Origin of the sequence: Mycobacterium sp. UM_Kg27 (genome assembly GCF_000972905.1) — a bacterium.
In the GTDB taxonomy this organism is placed as follows: domain Bacteria; phylum Actinomycetota; class Actinomycetes; order Mycobacteriales; family Mycobacteriaceae; genus Mycobacterium.
The window spans coordinates 20,279-36,170 of record NZ_JRMM01000029.1 but is presented as its reverse complement, the minus strand read 5'-3'; the positions used below and the strand labels follow the sequence as shown (position 1 = coordinate 36,170).

Below are 15,892 nucleotides of genomic sequence, written 5' to 3'. Positions count from 1 at the left end.
CAGCTTCGCCTCTCCTGCGTCGAGCCTCGCTGAACCGCCGAATTTGGTAGGCCAGCGCTTTAGCCTCTACCGTGGAGAGAAGTTTCTTCACGGTGACAGCAAGGAGCGGACCAGGTGATATTGCCGTGAGCGTCCTGCTCTTCGGGGTCTCGCACCGCAGCGCCCCCGTCTCCGTACTCGAGCAGCTCAGCACCGCTGAATCCGATCAGGTAAAGATCGTCGAGCAAGTGCTGCAATCGCCGCTCGTCACCGAAGCGATGATCCTGTCGACCTGCAACCGGGTCGAGATCTACGCCGTCGTCGAGGCTTTCCACGCCGGGTTGTCGGCGATCGGGCAGGTGCTCTCGGAACACTCCGGCATGTCGATGGCCGACCTGACCAAATACGCCTACGTCCGCTACAGCGAGGCCGCCGTCGAGCACCTGTTTTCGGTGGCCAGCGGCTTGGACTCCGCGGTGGTGGGCGAACAGCAGGTGCTTGGCCAGGTGCGGCGCGCCTACGCCTCCGCCGAGGCCAACAGCAGTGTCGGCCGGGTGCTGCACGAACTGGCACAGCGCGCGTTGTCGGTGGGCAAGCGGGTGCACTCCGAAACCGGAATCGACGCCGCCGGCGCGTCGGTGGTCTCGGTCGCCCTGGGCATCGCAGCCAAGCAACTGGGCTCTGAGTTCGGCACTGATGCGCTGCACGGCCGGACCGCAGTGGTGATCGGTGCCGGGTCGATGGGCGCGCTGTCCGCGGCACATCTGGTGCGCGCCGGCGTCCAGCACATCGACGTCATCAACCGTTCGCTGCCGCGCGCTCAACGGTTGGCCCGCAAGATCCGCGAGAGCGGTGTCACGGCCGACGCCGTCGCCTTGGATCGGATGGCTGCCAGCCTGACCAGCGCGGACATCGTGGTGTCCTCCACCGGAGCGGTCAGCCCGGTCGTCTCGCTGGCCGATGTGCACCACGCGCTGGCCGGGGGCAACCGTGACGAGGCGACCGAACCGCTGGTGATCTGCGACCTGGGCATGCCCCGCGACGTCGACGCCGCGGTCGCCGGATTGCCCGGGGTGCGGGTCATCGACATGGACCGGATCCAGCGCGAGCCGTCGGCGCAGGTCGCCACCTCCGACACCGAGGCCGCACGCAACATCGTGGCCCGCGAGGTCGCCACCTATCTGGCCGGGCAACGGATGGCCGAGGTCACCCCCACCGTGACCGCGCTGCGCCAGCGTGCCGCCGACGTGGTCACCGCGGAATTGTTGCGGCTGGATCACCGGCTGCCGGACCTGGAGACCGCCCAGCGTGAGGAGGTGGCGCGCACCGTGCGCCGCGTCGTCGACAAGCTGCTGCACGCCCCCACTGTGCGGGTCAAACAGCTGGCCAGCTCGCCCGGCGGCGACAGCTACGCCGAGGCGTTACGCGAGCTGTTCGAGCTCGATCCGACCGCGGTGGACGCCGTTGCGACCGCCGGTGAACTGCCAGTAGTGCCGGGAGGGCTTGATGTCAGCGCCGAAACCGGGTCGGCCGGGTAGACGTTTTGGGTGAAGTAATCCGCATCGGTACCCGGGGTAGCTTGTTGGCCACCACCCAGGCTGGGACCATTCGCGATGCCCTGGTGGCTGCCGGGCATCCCGCCGAGTTGGTCGTGATCAGCACCGCCGGCGACGTCACCTCCGGGCCCATCGCCAACATCGGGGTGGGCGTGTTCACCGCCGAGCTGCGCGAAGCCATTCTCGACGGCCGGGTCGACGCCGCCGTGCACTCCCACAAGGACCTGCCGACCGCTGCCGACTCCCGGTTCCTGATCGCCGCCACACCGCGCCGTGAGGACCCGCGAGACGCGCTGGTGGCACGCGACGGACTGGTGCTCGGAGAGTTGCCGGCGGGTGCCGTGGTGGGGACGTCGTCGCCGCGACGGGCGGCACAGCTTAGAGCACTGGGTCTCGGTTTGGAAATTCGCCCCCTACGAGGCAACCTAGATAGCAGGTTGAACAGGGTAAGCAGCGGCGAACTCGACGCCATCGTGGTAGCCCGGGCGGGTCTGGCCCGGCTGGGACGCCTCGACGCGGTCACCGAGACGTTGGAACCGGTACAGATGTTGCCGGCTCCGGCTCAAGGGGCACTGGCGGTGGAGTGCCGCTCCGGTGACACGGCACTGGCGGCGCTGCTGGCGGAGTTGGACGACGCCGACACCCGCCTGGCGGTTACCGCCGAGCGGACCCTGCTCGCCGAACTGGAGGCGGGTTGTTCCGCACCGGTGGGCGCGATCGCCGAAGTGGTCGAGTCTATCGATGAGGACGGCCGGGTCTTCGAGGAGGTGTCGCTGCGCGCCTGCGTAGCGGCGCTGGACGGATCCGACGTGATCCGCGCGTCTGGCATCGGCAGTCCGGACCGAGCCCGGGAACTGGGTGTGTCGGTCGCAACGGAACTGTTCGAGTTGGGTGCGCGCGAGCTGATGGCGGACGCACGGTGAAAACGTGCGTCGGAAGTGAGTGAGAAGTGACGGGGAGTACGGAATGGCTCGCCAAGTGAGCGTGCGAGGGCAGAAGCCCAAGCCGGGTCGCATCGTTTTCGTCGGCTCGGGTCCCGGTGACCCGGGTCTGCTGACGACGCGGGCACGGACGGCGCTGACGAATGCCGCGCTGGTGTTCATCGACCCGGATGTGCCCGAGGCGGTGCTGGCGCTGGTCGGCACGGACCTGCCTCCGATCGCCGGTCCGATGCCCGCGGCGCCCAAGGCCGACAAGGCGGACGACGACGCGGCCCACAACGCCGATGACGCCGCCGACGAGGCCGCGGCGACCGTTCCGGGCGGCCCCGACATTCGCCCGGCGCTGGGCGAGCCGGCCGAGGTGGCCAAGACCCTGGCGGCCGAGGCGCGCTCGGGCAGCGACGTGGTGCGCCTGGTCGCTGGCGACCCGCTGTCGATCGACGCGGTGATCACCGAGGTCAACGCGGTGGCCCGCACCAACGTTGCGTTTGAGATCGTGCCGGGACTGCCCGCCACCAGTGCGGTGCCCACCTACGCCGGTCTGCCGCTCGGCTCCTCGCACACGGTGGCCGACGTCCGCGACCCGAATGTGGACTGGGGTGCGCTGGCCGCCGCTCCGGGCCCGCTGATCTTGCAGGCCACCACCTCGCACCTGCCGGACGCGGCCCGCACGCTGATCGAGTACGGCCTGTCGGACGGCACGCCCTGCGTGGTCACCACCTCGGGCACCACCTGCGCGCAGCGATCGGTCGAGTCCAGCCTCGGCGGCCTGACCGAGGCGTCGGCGCTGGCCAGCATCGACCCGGTCATCCTGCCCAACGGGCAGGAGACCTCGGCCGGTCCGCTGGTGGTGACCATCGGCAAGACCGTGAATAACCGGGCCAAGCTGAACTGGTGGGAGAGCCGCGCACTGTACGGCTGGACGGTTCTGGTGCCGCGCACCAAGGACCAGGCCGGGGAGATGAGCGACCGGCTGATCGGGCACGGCGCCTCACCGATCGAGGTCCCGACCATCGCGGTGGAGCCGCCCCGCAGCCCCGCCCAGATGGAAAGGGCCGTCAAGGGTTTGGTGGACGGCCGCTACCAGTGGGTGGTGTTCACCTCGACCAACGCGGTGCGCGCCGTGTGGGAGAAGTTCGCCGAGTTCGGTCTGGACGCGCGGGCGTTCTCCGGGGTGAAGATCGCCTGCGTGGGCGAGGCCACCGCGGAGCGTGTGCGGGCGTTCGGGATCAGCCCCGAGCTGGTGCCGTCCGGTGAGCAGTCCTCGCTGGGCCTGCTGGACGAATTCCCGCCCTACGACGATGTTTTCGACCCGGTGAACCGAGTGCTGCTGCCGCGCGCCGACATTGCCACCGAGACGCTGGCCGAAGGGCTGCGCGAGCGGGGCTGGGAGATCGAGGACGTCACCGCCTACCGGACCGTGCGGGCTGCTCCGCCGCCGGCGACCATCCGCGAGATGATCAAGACCGGCGGGTTCGACGCGGTGTGCTTCACCTCGAGCTCGACCGTGCGCAACCTGGTCGGCATCGCCGGCAAGCCGCACGCCCGGACCCTGGTGGCCTGCATCGGCCCCAAGACCGCCGAGACGGCAGCCGAATTCGGGCTGCGGGTCGATGTGCAGCCGGAGACCGCTGCGGTGGGTCCGCTGGTCGACGCGCTGGCCGAGCACGCGGCGCGACTGCGTGCCGAGGGTGCGTTGCCCCCGCCGCGTAAGAAGAGCCGCAGGCGCTAACAGTGACGGCGAGCGCGGTGGCCCGATGACGGCATTTCCTCGCCAACGTCCCCGTAGGCTGCGTTCCACTCCGGCGCTGCGCCGGCTGGTGGCTGAAACATCGCTGGAGCCCAGGCATCTGGTGTTGCCGATGTTCGTCGCCGACGGCATCGACGAGCCGAGGCCGATCGCTTCTATGCCCGGGGTGTATCAGCACACGCGCGATTCGCTGCGCGCCGCGGCCGCCGAGGCGGTGGCGGCCGGCGTCGGCGGGTTGATGTTGTTCGGGGTTCCGGCAGCGGCGGACAAAGACAGCACAGGGTCGGCCGGCGCGGCCCCCGACGGCGTGCTCAACACCGCCCTGCGTGACCTCGCCGCCGACCTCGGGGATTCCACGGTGTTGATGGCCGACACCTGCCTGGACGAGTTCACCGATCACGGCCACTGCGGGGTGCTGGATGAACGGGGTCGGGTCGATAACGACGCCACCCTGAAGTGCTACGTGGAACTGGCTGTAGCCCAGGCAGATTCGGGGGCCCACGTGGTGAGCCCGAGCGGAATGATGGACGGGCAGGTGGCCGCGATCCGCGACGGCCTGGATGCCGCCGGACACAGCGACGTGGTGATCCTGGCTTATGCGGCAAAGTTCGCGTCGGCTTTCTACGGGCCGTTCCGCGACGCGGTTGCCTCGACCTTGGCCGGGGACCGTCGCACTTACCAGCAGGAACCCGGCAACGCCCGGGAGGCGCTGCGTGAGGTCGCCCTCGACCTCGCGGAGGGTGCCGACATCGTCATGGTCAAACCCGCCATGGGCTACCTCGACGTGATCGCGGCGACCGCCGCGGTGTCCTCGGTTCCAGTCGCCGCCTACCAGGTCTCCGGCGAGTACGCGATGATCGCGGCGGCCGCTGCCAACGGCTGGATCGACGGGCGGTCTGCGGTGCTGGAGTCCCTCATCGGGATCCGGCGGGCCGGCGCCGACATCGTGCTGAGTTACTGGGCGGCCGAAGCGGCCGGTTGGCTGGCGTGACGACTCCACCCGACGGGCCGCGGCCCCCGGTCCAGGCTCCGCCTGACCGTCCCGCGGACGTCGACACCGCGTTCTGGCTGTGGCTGGCCGCCCTGCCCTTGATGACGTGCGGCTATGTGGTGAACCTGCTGACCGCTCCGGAGGTCCCCGCAACCGCGATCATCTACCCGGTCACCGCGCTGACGGCGATCGTGGTGGTCGTGGTGGTGGCGACGTTTCTGATGCTGATGCGTTCCGGGTATCGCTGGGCGCGCACCGTGTTGACCGGCGGAGGGATCGCCGCGATGGTCAATGCGGTCAGTGCGCTGTGGCATGCCGATGCGAGGCCTGCGGTCGCGATGGTTGTGGCGATCACCGGCATTGTCGGATCGGTGCTGATCGCCGCGGGAACCTTCCTGCTGCACCGGTCCGAGGCGCACGCCTACTTCACTCGGTAGCCGACTCTACGAACTGCCCGCGGGGGTCACGGTCACGTTGACGGTGCCGGGACCGTCCGAGGCGATGATCAGGATCGGGTCTCCGGGCGCGGACACGATGTGCCCGCCGGTGACACTTACCTGGTAGCCGTCCGGGTATTGGATGGGCGGTACCGAGATCTGGGTCTGGCTGCCGGCGGCGAAGTGGCCGGAGCCGTTGGCCATCTCGGTGGTGTAGCTGAGTTGGTAGGTGCCCGACGCGAACGACCAGGAGGTCGGGGTGCCGGCGATGGCCTGCGCGTAGGGCGCCGACGAGACCTCCAGCCTGGACCAGTCGACATTGTCGCCAACGGGTGGCTTGCTCGGGTCGAAGACCAGCGCATTGCCCGGCGCGGTGCCGGTGATAGCGGGAACGCCGTTGTAGGCCCATTGCGACCAGCCCCACATGCGCTGGTCGGCGGCGTTCATCACCTGGCTGATCTCGGCCGCGCCGTTTGCGGAGCCGAACTCCGAGATCAGACCCGGGAGGCCGTACTTGCTGGTGTACGCCTCGCCGTTGCTGGCGACGAGTTCGAGGTAGTCCGGGCACCACGGCATGAAGATGGAGCCGAAGACGTTCAACATGCAGTAGTCGTGGAATGCGAAGACACCGTGCGGGTCGTCGACCTCACCGAGCTGCGTCGGCAGCGACTGGTTGAACAGGGCGCTCGGCTCGTAGATGAACGGAGTGGTGGGGTCAACGGAGCGGATCGCCGCGCTCACCTGGTTGTAGAACGGGGTCAGCTGTTGAGCCTCGTAGTAGGAATTGCCGAATATCGTTGACAGCCAGGAGGAACCCGCCCACGGTTCGTTGATGATCTCGTAGCCGGCGATGTTGGGGTCGTCCTTGAAGTAGTCCGCGACGGCTTGGGCCATCCGCGCGTAGTGGTTCAGCAGTCCCACGCCGTCGGGACCTTTGGCGTTGGACCAGAACATGTCCCAGGCGTGATTCTGGGCGGGGTTCAGCGGGTAGTTGAGCCCGAAGCCGAAGTCGGGGTTGGGCAGTCCGCCGGTCTGGGTGGCCCACTCCGGTGCGCCTTCGCCGCCGAAGACCGGGCTGTAGTCGTCCTGGTGGAAGTCGATGATGCTGACGATGCCGTACTTGGCCAGGATCTGCACGGTCTGGTCGATCGAGGCCAGATAGTTGTAGTCGATGACGCCGGGCCGCGGCTCCACGCCCGCCCAGATGACGCCCAGGCGTACCGAGTTGAAGCCGTTGGCGGCCAGGAACGCCGCGTCGTCCTCATCGAATCCGCCTGCCGACGGTTCATACGGCGCAATCTTGTAGACCTCGTTGAACCCGTGCATGACCAGTACCCGGCCATCGGCATCGGTGATCCAGGTGCCCGCGGTGCTGATCCCCGCGACGGCTGCCGGTGCGCCATCAAGAACGCCGAACTGGCCGTGGTCGCCGTGGGCGCCCAGCAGCAGACCGGCGTTGCCGCCCGCGCCGCCGAGGGCGGGGAGGTCGCCGGGACCGTTGTAGACGCCGTCGCCGGCGTTGCCGCCGAGGCCACCGATGCCCATCAGCCAGCCGCCGTTGCCGCCGTCCCCGCCGTTACCCCCGAGGCCGCCGTCTGCGCCGTCGCCGCCGTCGCCGCCGTTGCCGACCATGCCGGCGTTGCCTCCGGCACCGCCCATGCCGCCGGAGTCGGTGTTGTCCCAGCCGTCGCCGCCGTCGCCGTACAGCCAGCCGCCATGGCCGCCGTTAGGTTGTGCGGCGGTTCCGTCGGCGCCGTCGCCGATCAGGGGGCGGCCGGTGAGCAGCAGCGTGGGTTGGTTGACCAGGCCGAGGAGCAGTTGGCCGAGATCGCTGTTGATCGCCTCTTCGAGGCCGTCGTGGATCGGAGTGTAGAAGTGCTGCAACAACCAGGTGTTGGGGTCGGCGACGGCGGGGCCGGCTAGGGCGGCGCCGCTCAGTTCGGTCAGGACAGTGTCCCAGTGGGTCGGTGCCAAGAAGGTGTTCCAGGCCGACGGTGAGAGCATCGCGTCCCAGTCGAGGGTGTTGGTCGTCGCGTCCACGAAGGGTGCGAGGACAGCGTCGAGCGCGTCATCGAAGTCGGCCTGGGCCGCAGGCGCGGCGGCCAGCGGTGCCATTCCGAAAGTCAGCAGCGCCCCGGTCGAGGCGGCCAGACAGACGACACGTCGGCGCATGGCCGGCTTTGCTGCGGTGCTGTCGCGACGCATCATCGAGACCCTCTCCACGACAGGGAAACCTGTGTAAAACATGTATGCAGGCCAAAATCTAACTCAACGTACTTTCGATAAGGCAAGGATCGCCCAAACGCGCGGGACGCCGCAGTCATGTGCGGCGCGATTGCGCGCCGCGTTAGGCTGACCCGACATGTCTGAGCCCCGGCCGCAATCCGCACCGCTGTTCTTCGAGCGCGGTGCCAGCTGGTATTGGGTGCTGTTCGGCCCGATCTCCGCGGGACTGCTGGTGGCGATCCAGAACTCTGGCGGCTACGGCTTTCAGCCCTTGGTCCCGACCGTGTTGTTGGTGCTGGTCTCCACGATGCTCGCCATCCAGGTGAAGGCGGCGCGTATCCACACCTCGGTCGAACTGACGGCAGATACATTGCGGCAGGGCACCGAAACGATCCGGGTCGCCGACATCCTGGCGATCTACCCGGAGGCGGAGCGGCCCACCGGGTGGGGCAAGCAGGAACCGAAGAAGTGGCAGGAATCCCGCGCGCTGGGTGAGCTGAGCGGGGTGCCCCGGCGCCGAGTGGGTGTCGGATTGAGGCTGACCGGGCGGCGCACCGTGCAGGCCTGGGCGCGTGACCATCGCAGGCTTCGTGCCGTGCTCAGCGAACTCATTCCGGAGACGGTCCCGCCCGGGGGGCCTGCTGACACCGATGTCGAGGACGGATCGTCCTGGTGAGGGCCGCCCCGATTCTGCGGGCCGTGGTCGAGTTGGCGTTGGCCGCCGCCGCGGCGGCGGGCTGCGCGCTCAGCTGGCTGCAGGTGCGCTATCTGGTGCTGGTCGCGCCGGTTATCGACGGTGAGCCGGCTACCACCTCGGTGACGTACCACCCACGGCTGCTGCTGCTGGCGTGGGTATTGGCGACGGTCGCCGGGGTGTTGGCAGTGGTCGGTGTCGCGCGCCTGCGCCGCGCCCGTCACATCCCAGCGGTCAAATACCCCATGGGGGTATAGTCGTCGGGGTGACCACCACCGATCTCGAACTGCGGGGAATGACCTGTGCGTCGTGCGCGGCGCGGGTGGAGCGCGGCTTGAACGCGCTTGACGGGGTGCATGCCACGGTGAACTTCGCGGTCGAACGGGCCCGCGTGGAACACGATCCGAACGTCTCGGCAGCCGACCTGGTGCGCGCCGTGGAAAGCACCGGTTATCAGGCCACTGTGGCCGGTGCGGCTCACGAACACCCGGCCGGGCACGGCTCCGAACACGTCGATGTGTCGGCCGCCCAACTGCGCCCGCGGCTGGTCGGCTCCGCCTTGCTGGCCGCGCCGGTGGTGGCGCTGTCGATGGTGATGGCCTGGCAGTTCAGCGGCTGGCAGTGGGTGGTGTTCGCGCTGACCACCCCGATCGTGGCGTGGGGCGGCTATCCCTTCCACGTCGCCGCGCTGCGGACCGCCGCCCACCGCGCCGCCACGATGGACACCCTGGTTTCGCTGGGCACCCTGGCGGCCTATCTGTGGTCGGCGGTTGCGGTCTTCACCGGGGCGGGCCACCTGTACTTCGAGGTGGCGGCAGTCGTCACGGTATTCCTGCTGGCCGGTCGCTACGCCGAAGCGCACGCGAAACGTTCGGCCGGCGCGGCGCTGCGGGAACTGCTGGAGCTCGGGGCCAAGGACGCCGCGGTCATGCGCCGCGAGGACGGCAAGCTGACCGAGGTCCGGGTGCCGATCGCCGACCTGCGGGTGGGCGACGTCATCGTGGTCCGGCCGGGGGAGCGGGTCGCCGCCGACGGCGTGGTTATCGACGGCGCCACCGCCCTGGACACCTCGGCGATGACCGGCGAATCACTGCCGGTAGATGTCGCCGACGGCGACGCGGTGCTGGGCGGCTCGCTCAACACCACCGGACTGGTGCTGGTCCGTGCCGCCAAGGTCGGCGCCGACACACAGCTGGCCCGGATGGCCACCATGGTCGCCGACGCCCAGGCCGGCAAGGCATCAGTGCAGCGGCTCGCCGATCGGGTCTCGGCGGTGTTCGTGCCCGCGGTGCTGGGGATCGCCGCGCTCACCCTGGCCGGCTGGCTGCTGAGCGGTGCATCCGTCGCGGCGGCGTTCACCGCGGCCGTCGCGGTGCTGATCATCGCCTGCCCGTGCGCGCTCGGGCTGGCCACCCCGACAGCCATCCTGGTGGGCACCGGCCGCGGCGCGCAGCTCGGCATTCTGATCAAGAACCCTCAGGTCCTGGAGGCCGTCAAGGACATCGACACCGTCGTGCTGGACAAGACCGGCACGGTCACCACCGGCGTCATGGCTGTCGGTGGTCTCGCGGTCGCCCGCGGCGAAGACCCCAACACCGTGCTGGCCCGAGCCGCCGCCGTCGAATCGGGCTCCGAGCACCCGATCGCCGCGGCCATCGTCGCCGGAGCCAAGGCCGGTGGACTGGAGGTCGGCAAGGTGACCGAGTTCGCCAGCAGGCCCGGTCACGGTGTGACCGGGGTGGTCGACGGTGTTCGCGTCGAGGTCACGCGATCGGCCGCCGCGCACGAGACCGGGACCGCCGTGGAAGTCTCCTGGGACGGCCGGGCGCGCGGGACGATCACCTTGACCGACACCGTGCGGCCCACCAGCGCAGCGGCGGTGGCCGAGCTCAAGGCCATGGGCATCACCCCCATGCTGCTCACCGGCGACGGTGCGGCGGTGGCGCGTACAGTGGCCGGCGCCGTCGGCATCGACCCGGCCAACGTCATCGCCGATGTCTTGCCCGCGGACAAGGCCGAGGCGGTCAAGCGGCTCCAGGCGCAGGGCAGGCGGGTGGCCATGGTCGGCGACGGTGTCAATGATTCGGTGGCACTGGCCACCGCCGATATCGGGATGGCGATGGGAACCGGCACCGACGCCGCCATCGAAGCCGGAGACGTGACGCTGGTGCGTGGTGACCTCGGCACCGTTCCGACGGCGCTGCGGCTCTCGGCACGCACGCTGCGGATCATCCGGCAGAACCTCGTTTGGGCGTTCGGCTACAACATCGCCGCGATCCCGCTGGCGGCGGCCGGGCTGCTCAACCCGATGATCGCGGGTGCGGCGATGGCGGCCTCGTCGGTTCTGGTGGTGACCAATAGCCTGCGGCTTCGACGATTCGCGCGGTAAGGTCCGAAAAAGTCGAACAGAGGGGTTTGCTCTATGTATGCACGCAGCGTTTCTCACGGTGCGATCGCCAAGGCAGCGGCGGTGTGCGCGGGTCTGGCGGCATTTGCTCTGGCGGTATCCGGGCCGGCTGGTGGGGACCCGGCCAATCCCGACCCATTCAGTCCCAACGACTGCATCGCCAACGCGAATGCGGTCTGTAACGCCGGTCCTTACGGCCCCGACAGCCTGACCAATCCGGCCAACATCAACAGCCCGCTGAACCCGGCGAACCCGGACAACCCGGCGAATCCGATGAACCCGGCGAACCCGGAAAGTCCGATGAACCCGATGAATCCGGCGAACCCGGCCAGCCCGATGAACCCCATGAATCAGGCCTAGGTTTGCGGGGTTGATGCGCTGGAATCAGGAATCCAGCCAGGCCAACTGGGCCGGAAGCCGCTCCCGCCAATAGTCCACGTCATGGCCGCCGGGGGAGAACCCGCCGGCCGGTGGCGGATTCAGCTGGCCGATGAAACTCTTGGTCGCGTACGCAAAGGGGTCCGCGGTCCCGCAGTCGACGCGCAGCGGGAACGGGGCCAGGCGCGGCACCAGGTTGAACACTGAGTTCGTCCGCCAGTCATCAACGCTGTCAAAGGCGCCGGCGGGGGCGCCGAAGTAGGTCATGTAGATCGCTGGGCTGATGGCACAGATCCCTGCGGTGCGCGACTGACCCAGGCGAGTGCCCAGCTGCAGTGCCCCGTAGCCACCCATCGACCAGCCCATGAACCCGACTCGGGTGATGTCGATGCCCTTCTCCGGCAGCATCGGGATCAGCTCACCCAGCACCATCGCACCGGCGTCCTCCCCGGAGCTGTGCCGGCGCCAGTAGGTGTTGCCGCCGTCGACGGCCACCACCGCGAACGGCGGCCGGCCTGCCGCGGTCAGCTTCGCGAGCTCCTCTTCCACGCCCAGATCCATCACCCAGGCCGCGTCGCCGTCCTTGCAGTGCAAGGCGATCACCGGCCGCAGTGGGGCGGTCTGTCCCGGCGGCCGGGCGATGATCCAGTTGGTCTCCACCCCGCCGCGGGCCGCGGACACGAATGAGCCGGATTCGCGGGTCGGATAGGTACTACCGGTCGCCCGCGACTCGGCCGGGTGCCGCCCCGCACCCACGCCGAACAGGCCTACAGCCCCCGCGGCACCGACCCCGAGGCGCAAAGCAGCCCGGCGGGTCAAATCTGCCATGGAGAGCATCATCGCGTGGTGCACGCTCGGTTGGGTCCGGCACGCCGCGGTGGTGATCAGGTCGATGCCGGTTCGTTAGGAACTTCGGGCACCGGTGGGCGGCCGAACTGCTGGCGAAACGCGTCCACCGTGTAACTCACGACGGTGGCTTCGCGGGGGGCACGGACCGTCGCCGAGCGGGGGATCCGCACCATGGGGCCGAGCTGACCGGCGTACTGGTCCGGTTTGCCGATTTTGAGCAGGCCGTCGCCGGCGCCGGCCGAGTCGGGGGCGATCTCCACCTCGCCTTCGGTGACGACGTAGATCAGGTCCTCGACCGTGCCCTGCTCCAGCAGTACCGAGCCCGGCCCCAGCAGGACCGGCGCCTGCTGCGGGCGCGTCGGTACGGCGGTCGGCGACAGCTGAATGACGATGTCGGCCAGTGGGACGATCCGGGTGTCGTGGGTCGCGACCACCACCACGCGGTCGCCGGCCGCCAGCACCCGCAGCAGTTGCACGACTTCGCCGGCCCGGACGTAGTCCAGTTGCGCGGTGGGTTCGTCGGCCAGGATCAGCGGCGGATCCAGGGCCAGGGCGCGCGCCACCGCCACCCGCTGTTGCTGGCCGCCACTGAGCTGCCCCGGGTGGTGGGAGGTCCGGTCGGCCAGTCCGACCCTGGTCAGCAGATCCCGGGCGCGTTCCTGGGCGGACCACTGGGTCCATCCGGCCGCCCACATCGGCACCATCACGTTCTCCAGTGCGGTCAGGCTCGGCACCAGGTTGAACGCCTGGAAGACGATGCCGACCGTGCGCCGCCGGTAGGAGGTGATGTCGCGCCGGCCCAGCGCGGTCACGTCGGTGGCGCCGAACAGGATCTGGCCGCTGGTCGGGCTCAAGATGCCACCCAAACACGAGAGCAGCGTGGTTTTGCCGCAGCCGCTGGGACCGAGCACCACCACCAGCGAGCCGGCTGGGATGTCCAGGCTCAGACCGTGGATGGGACGGATCGGTTCCCCGCCGCCGGTGGCGTATTCGATGACCAGATCACGGATCCGCAGGTCTCCCATGCGTTACGGCCCTCCGAACGCCAGTACCGGGTCCACCGCGACGGCGTGGCGTAGACCCGCCAGGCTGGCCAGCAGGCCGATCCCCACCGCGGTCAACACCAGCAGGGCGAACGAGGACCCGGTCACCGCCACCAGCATCGGAAACGCCGGCCCGATCGATACCGCCAAGACGCCGCCGAGCACCGCCGCGGCCACCGCGACGACCACCGCCTGCAGGGCTAGCCCGGCCAGCACCATCCAGGTGGTGACTCCGAGGGCCTTGAACACCGCGAAGTCGCGGGTGCGTTCCAGTGCAGACAGGTAGATCAGGGAGCCCACGATCAGCGCAGCGACCCCCCACAGCAGCACCGACATGTACGACAGGGCCATCTGCGCGCCCGCCAGCGGGCGCACCATGTCGTCGACGGCGGCGGTCCGGTCCACCACCCGGTAGCCCTTCGGCACGTGCGCGGGCGTGCCCCGCACGCCGATCGCGGAGACCACCGGCTGGCCCGAATACATCAGACGTTGAGCGCCTGCCACGGTCAGGAAGCCATTGGGTTGTCCGGCCAACGTGGTCGACTTCTCCACCAGGCCGACGATCCGCAGCTTGTCCGCGCCCAGTTCGATCTCATCCCCGACGGCGCGCTTGAGCGTGGTCGACATCGCGATCTCATTGGGTTCGGTCGGAGCTCGCCCCTCGGTCAGTGGCGGCATCGCGGCCTTGGGCACGCCGTAGATGTTCACGTTCAGCGGTGCCTCACCGTCCTGCAGGATGGTGTTGCCGTAGACCACCGGCAATGCGGCGTCCACGCCGGAAATTCGGGCGACATCGCCGGCTTCGGCCTGCGGGAAGCGCGATGAACCCATGAACGGTCCTACCGCAGCCGTCTGGATCAGGTAGCCGTCGATGTTCAGCGAATCGACGACGTGCTCCGCCTCGACCCGGAACCCGTGGGTCAGCCCGGCCAGCACCAGGGTCAGGGCGAACACCATCGCGGTGCCCACCGCGGCAACGATGAACCGGCGCAGGCGCCACTGCAGATCGCGAAAAGCGGTGATTAACATCCGCACGGGCGCATGTTATCGCAGCGTCCGGCTGTGATCGCCGTCTCGACGGCAGGCCGGAAGGGCCTCCGCAAATCCGGAATGCCCGGTCAACCGCTAGCTTTTGGGCTACAAATACACACACGCCGCTTTGATGCGCCCGGTGTACGCCCCAGGGAGGGGATCGGTGATGAATTACGCTGCCCTGCCACCGGAGATCAACTCGTTGCGGATCTACACCGGGCCGGGTTCCGCGCCGATGCGCGCCGCGGCCGCCGCCTGGGGTGGACTCTCCGCCGAACTGCATTCGGCGGTCGCGTCGTACGAATCGGTGATAGCCGAACTGACGGCCCAGGCCTGGCTGGGGCCGGCCTCGGAGGCACTGACGCGGGCCGGCGCGCTGTACGTGGCCTGGATGAGCGCCACCGCGACCCAGATCGACCACACGACCGCACAGGCGAACGCGGCGGCGGCAGCCTATGAGGCCGCGCACAGTGCGACGGTGCCGCCGTCGGTGGTGGCTGCCAACAGAGCTCAGCTGCTGGTGTTGATCGCTACCAATGTCTTGGGCACCAACACCGCGGCGATCGCGGCCAACGAGGCCGAATACGGCGAGATGTGGGCGCAGGATGCGGCCGCGATGTACGCCTACGCCGCGGGATCGGCGGCTGCCACCGGGCTTGCGCCCTTCCAGAAGCCGCCGCAGACCAGCAATCCCGCCGGCCCGGCCAGTCAGGCCGCCTCGGTCGCGACCGCCGAGGCCAGCTCGTCGTCGTCCGACGTCCAGTCCCTGCTGGGCCAGCTGGCCTCGGGGATCTTCGGGTCGCAGAACAACTCCCTGCTGCAGACGGCGGCCGCCACGCTGCCCGGGATAGCGCAGGGTCCCGAGGACCTGCTCACCTGGCCGAGCCTGTCCGACCTGCTGGGCGTGAGCGCGGTGTCGGGGGTGGGGCTGGTCATGGCGGCCGGCGCCTGGGCGGCGGGGGACGCCAGCACCCGGGAGATTCTGGCCGAGCAGGACCAGTTGCAGCGGGTGGAGTACGAGATCCTGCGCAACATCGACCTGTTCTCCCCGTTGACCCCGTCGCGGCCGATGGTGCCCGGGGCGTCAACGATGTCGGCGGCGATGGGCGAGGCGATCACCGCGGGCAACCTGTCGGTGCCGATCAACTGGGCAGCCAACGCGCCGGAGATTCGGAGCCTGTCCTACTCCAAACCGCTGGCCGGACCGGGCCTCGGCGGTGCGCCGGCGGCATCGCTGGGCGCGGCCGGCACCGCGTTCAGCCAGATGGCGCTGGCGGGCATGGGGGGCAGCGCCTTGGCCGGCTCGGTCAGCCGCGGCCGCGGGGGCGCTGATGCGGAATCGGCTGCGAGAGTGCAGATGCCGCAGCGTGCGGCGGCCGACGCGGTGGCTGATTCGCCGGCCGGCGACACCGAGGGCGCCCCCGGACCGTCGATTATGGGTATCGCCGCCGAGATCCGCGAATTCGCCGAGCTGCGAGACCGTGGGTTGATCACCAACGACGAGTACAACGAACAGAAGATGCGCCTGTTGGGCCGGTGAGCGTGTTCCGTATTTGCGGCTGGTTTTCCTCTCAAGTTCCGCCCTTGTGGATCCATGCCTCGATCGCTA

The 15,892-nt window shown here is 69.3% G+C and carries 14 protein-coding genes; 10 read left to right on the top strand and 4 right to left on the bottom strand.

Annotated elements, in window-relative coordinates:
- Nucleotides 1-125: 125 nt before the first annotated feature.
- From LI94_RS07230 to LI94_RS07210, 5 genes are read left to right on the top strand one after another with little or no spacing between them, the layout of a single operon-like run.
- Nucleotides 126-1,517 carry a glutamyl-tRNA reductase gene (locus tag LI94_RS07230; protein WP_024442560.1) on the top strand — a complete coding sequence of 464 codons (1,392 nt, stop codon included), beginning with the start codon at nucleotides 126-128 and terminating at the stop codon, nucleotides 1,515-1,517.
- Between the two features lie 5 nt (nucleotides 1,518-1,522).
- Complete coding sequence (gene hemC, locus LI94_RS07225) at nucleotides 1,523-2,458, top strand: hydroxymethylbilane synthase (protein WP_024442561.1); 936 nt, start codon at nucleotides 1,523-1,525, stop codon at nucleotides 2,456-2,458.
- A gap of 43 nt (nucleotides 2,459-2,501) precedes the next feature.
- A complete protein-coding gene (locus LI94_RS07220; protein WP_036457917.1) occupies nucleotides 2,502-4,208 on the top strand; it encodes a uroporphyrinogen-III synthase in 1,707 nt (568 codons plus the stop codon).
- Between the two features lie 25 nt (nucleotides 4,209-4,233).
- Nucleotides 4,234-5,217, top strand: a complete 984-nt coding sequence (hemB, locus tag LI94_RS07215; protein WP_024442563.1) for a porphobilinogen synthase — start codon at nucleotides 4,234-4,236, stop codon at nucleotides 5,215-5,217.
- The gene (locus LI94_RS07210; RefSeq protein WP_046300767.1) at nucleotides 5,214-5,654 is read left to right on the top strand and encodes a hypothetical protein; all 441 of its coding nucleotides are present in this window, start codon (nucleotides 5,214-5,216) and stop codon (nucleotides 5,652-5,654) included. Before hemB ends, LI94_RS07210 begins: the two co-directional genes overlap by 4 nt.
- A gap of 6 nt (nucleotides 5,655-5,660) precedes the next feature.
- Here the strand turns inward: LI94_RS07210 and LI94_RS24940 are convergent, their stop codons facing one another.
- Nucleotides 5,661-7,877: a cellulase family glycosylhydrolase gene (locus LI94_RS24940; RefSeq protein WP_255351884.1), complete on the bottom strand. Its 2,217-nt coding sequence runs from the start codon at nucleotides 7,875-7,877 to the stop codon at nucleotides 5,661-5,663.
- Between the two features lie 139 nt (nucleotides 7,878-8,016).
- On the opposite strand from LI94_RS24940, the gene LI94_RS07200 reads away from it, so the two are divergent.
- Genes LI94_RS07200 through LI94_RS22185 form a run of 4 tightly spaced genes read left to right on the top strand, consistent with a single transcriptional unit; the run spans nucleotide 8,017 to nucleotide 11,341 of the window.
- Nucleotides 8,017-8,556, top strand: coding sequence for a hypothetical protein (locus LI94_RS07200; RefSeq protein WP_046300766.1), 540 nt, complete (start codon nucleotides 8,017-8,019; stop codon nucleotides 8,554-8,556).
- Entirely contained in the window at nucleotides 8,553-8,831 is a 279-nt protein-coding gene (locus LI94_RS07195; RefSeq protein ID WP_082105684.1) for a hypothetical protein, read from the top strand. Before LI94_RS07200 ends, LI94_RS07195 begins: the two co-directional genes overlap by 4 nt.
- Nucleotides 8,832-8,869: 38 nt before the next feature.
- Nucleotides 8,870-10,963: a heavy metal translocating P-type ATPase gene (locus LI94_RS07190; RefSeq protein WP_046300774.1), complete on the top strand. Its 2,094-nt coding sequence runs from the start codon at nucleotides 8,870-8,872 to the stop codon at nucleotides 10,961-10,963.
- Nucleotides 10,964-10,996: 33 nt separating this feature from the next.
- Nucleotides 10,997-11,341 carry a hypothetical protein gene (locus LI94_RS22185; protein ID WP_125079489.1) on the top strand — a complete coding sequence of 115 codons (345 nt, stop codon included), beginning with the start codon at nucleotides 10,997-10,999 and terminating at the stop codon, nucleotides 11,339-11,341.
- Nucleotides 11,342-11,365: 24 nt separating this feature from the next.
- Here LI94_RS22185 and LI94_RS07185 read toward each other — a convergent pair whose 3' ends face one another.
- From LI94_RS07185 to LI94_RS07175, 3 genes are read right to left on the bottom strand one after another with little or no spacing between them, the layout of a single operon-like run.
- Nucleotides 11,366-12,199: a hypothetical protein gene (locus tag LI94_RS07185; RefSeq protein ID WP_152664774.1), complete on the bottom strand. Its 834-nt coding sequence runs from the start codon at nucleotides 12,197-12,199 to the stop codon at nucleotides 11,366-11,368.
- Between the two features lie 44 nt (nucleotides 12,200-12,243).
- Nucleotides 12,244-13,233: an ATP-binding cassette domain-containing protein gene (locus tag LI94_RS07180; RefSeq protein WP_046300765.1), complete on the bottom strand. Its 990-nt coding sequence runs from the start codon at nucleotides 13,231-13,233 to the stop codon at nucleotides 12,244-12,246.
- A 3-nt stretch (nucleotides 13,234-13,236) separates the two neighbouring features.
- Nucleotides 13,237-14,280, bottom strand: a complete 1,044-nt coding sequence (locus tag LI94_RS07175; protein WP_024442571.1) for an ABC transporter permease — start codon at nucleotides 14,278-14,280, stop codon at nucleotides 13,237-13,239.
- A 169-nt stretch (nucleotides 14,281-14,449) separates the two neighbouring features.
- Here LI94_RS07175 and LI94_RS07170 point away from each other — a divergent pair, with 169 nt between their 5' ends.
- On the top strand, nucleotides 14,450-15,823 hold the full coding sequence (locus LI94_RS07170; RefSeq protein ID WP_046300764.1) for a PPE domain-containing protein: 1,374 nt from the start codon (nucleotides 14,450-14,452) through the stop codon (nucleotides 15,821-15,823).
- The last annotated feature ends 69 nt before the right edge of the window (nucleotides 15,824-15,892 follow it).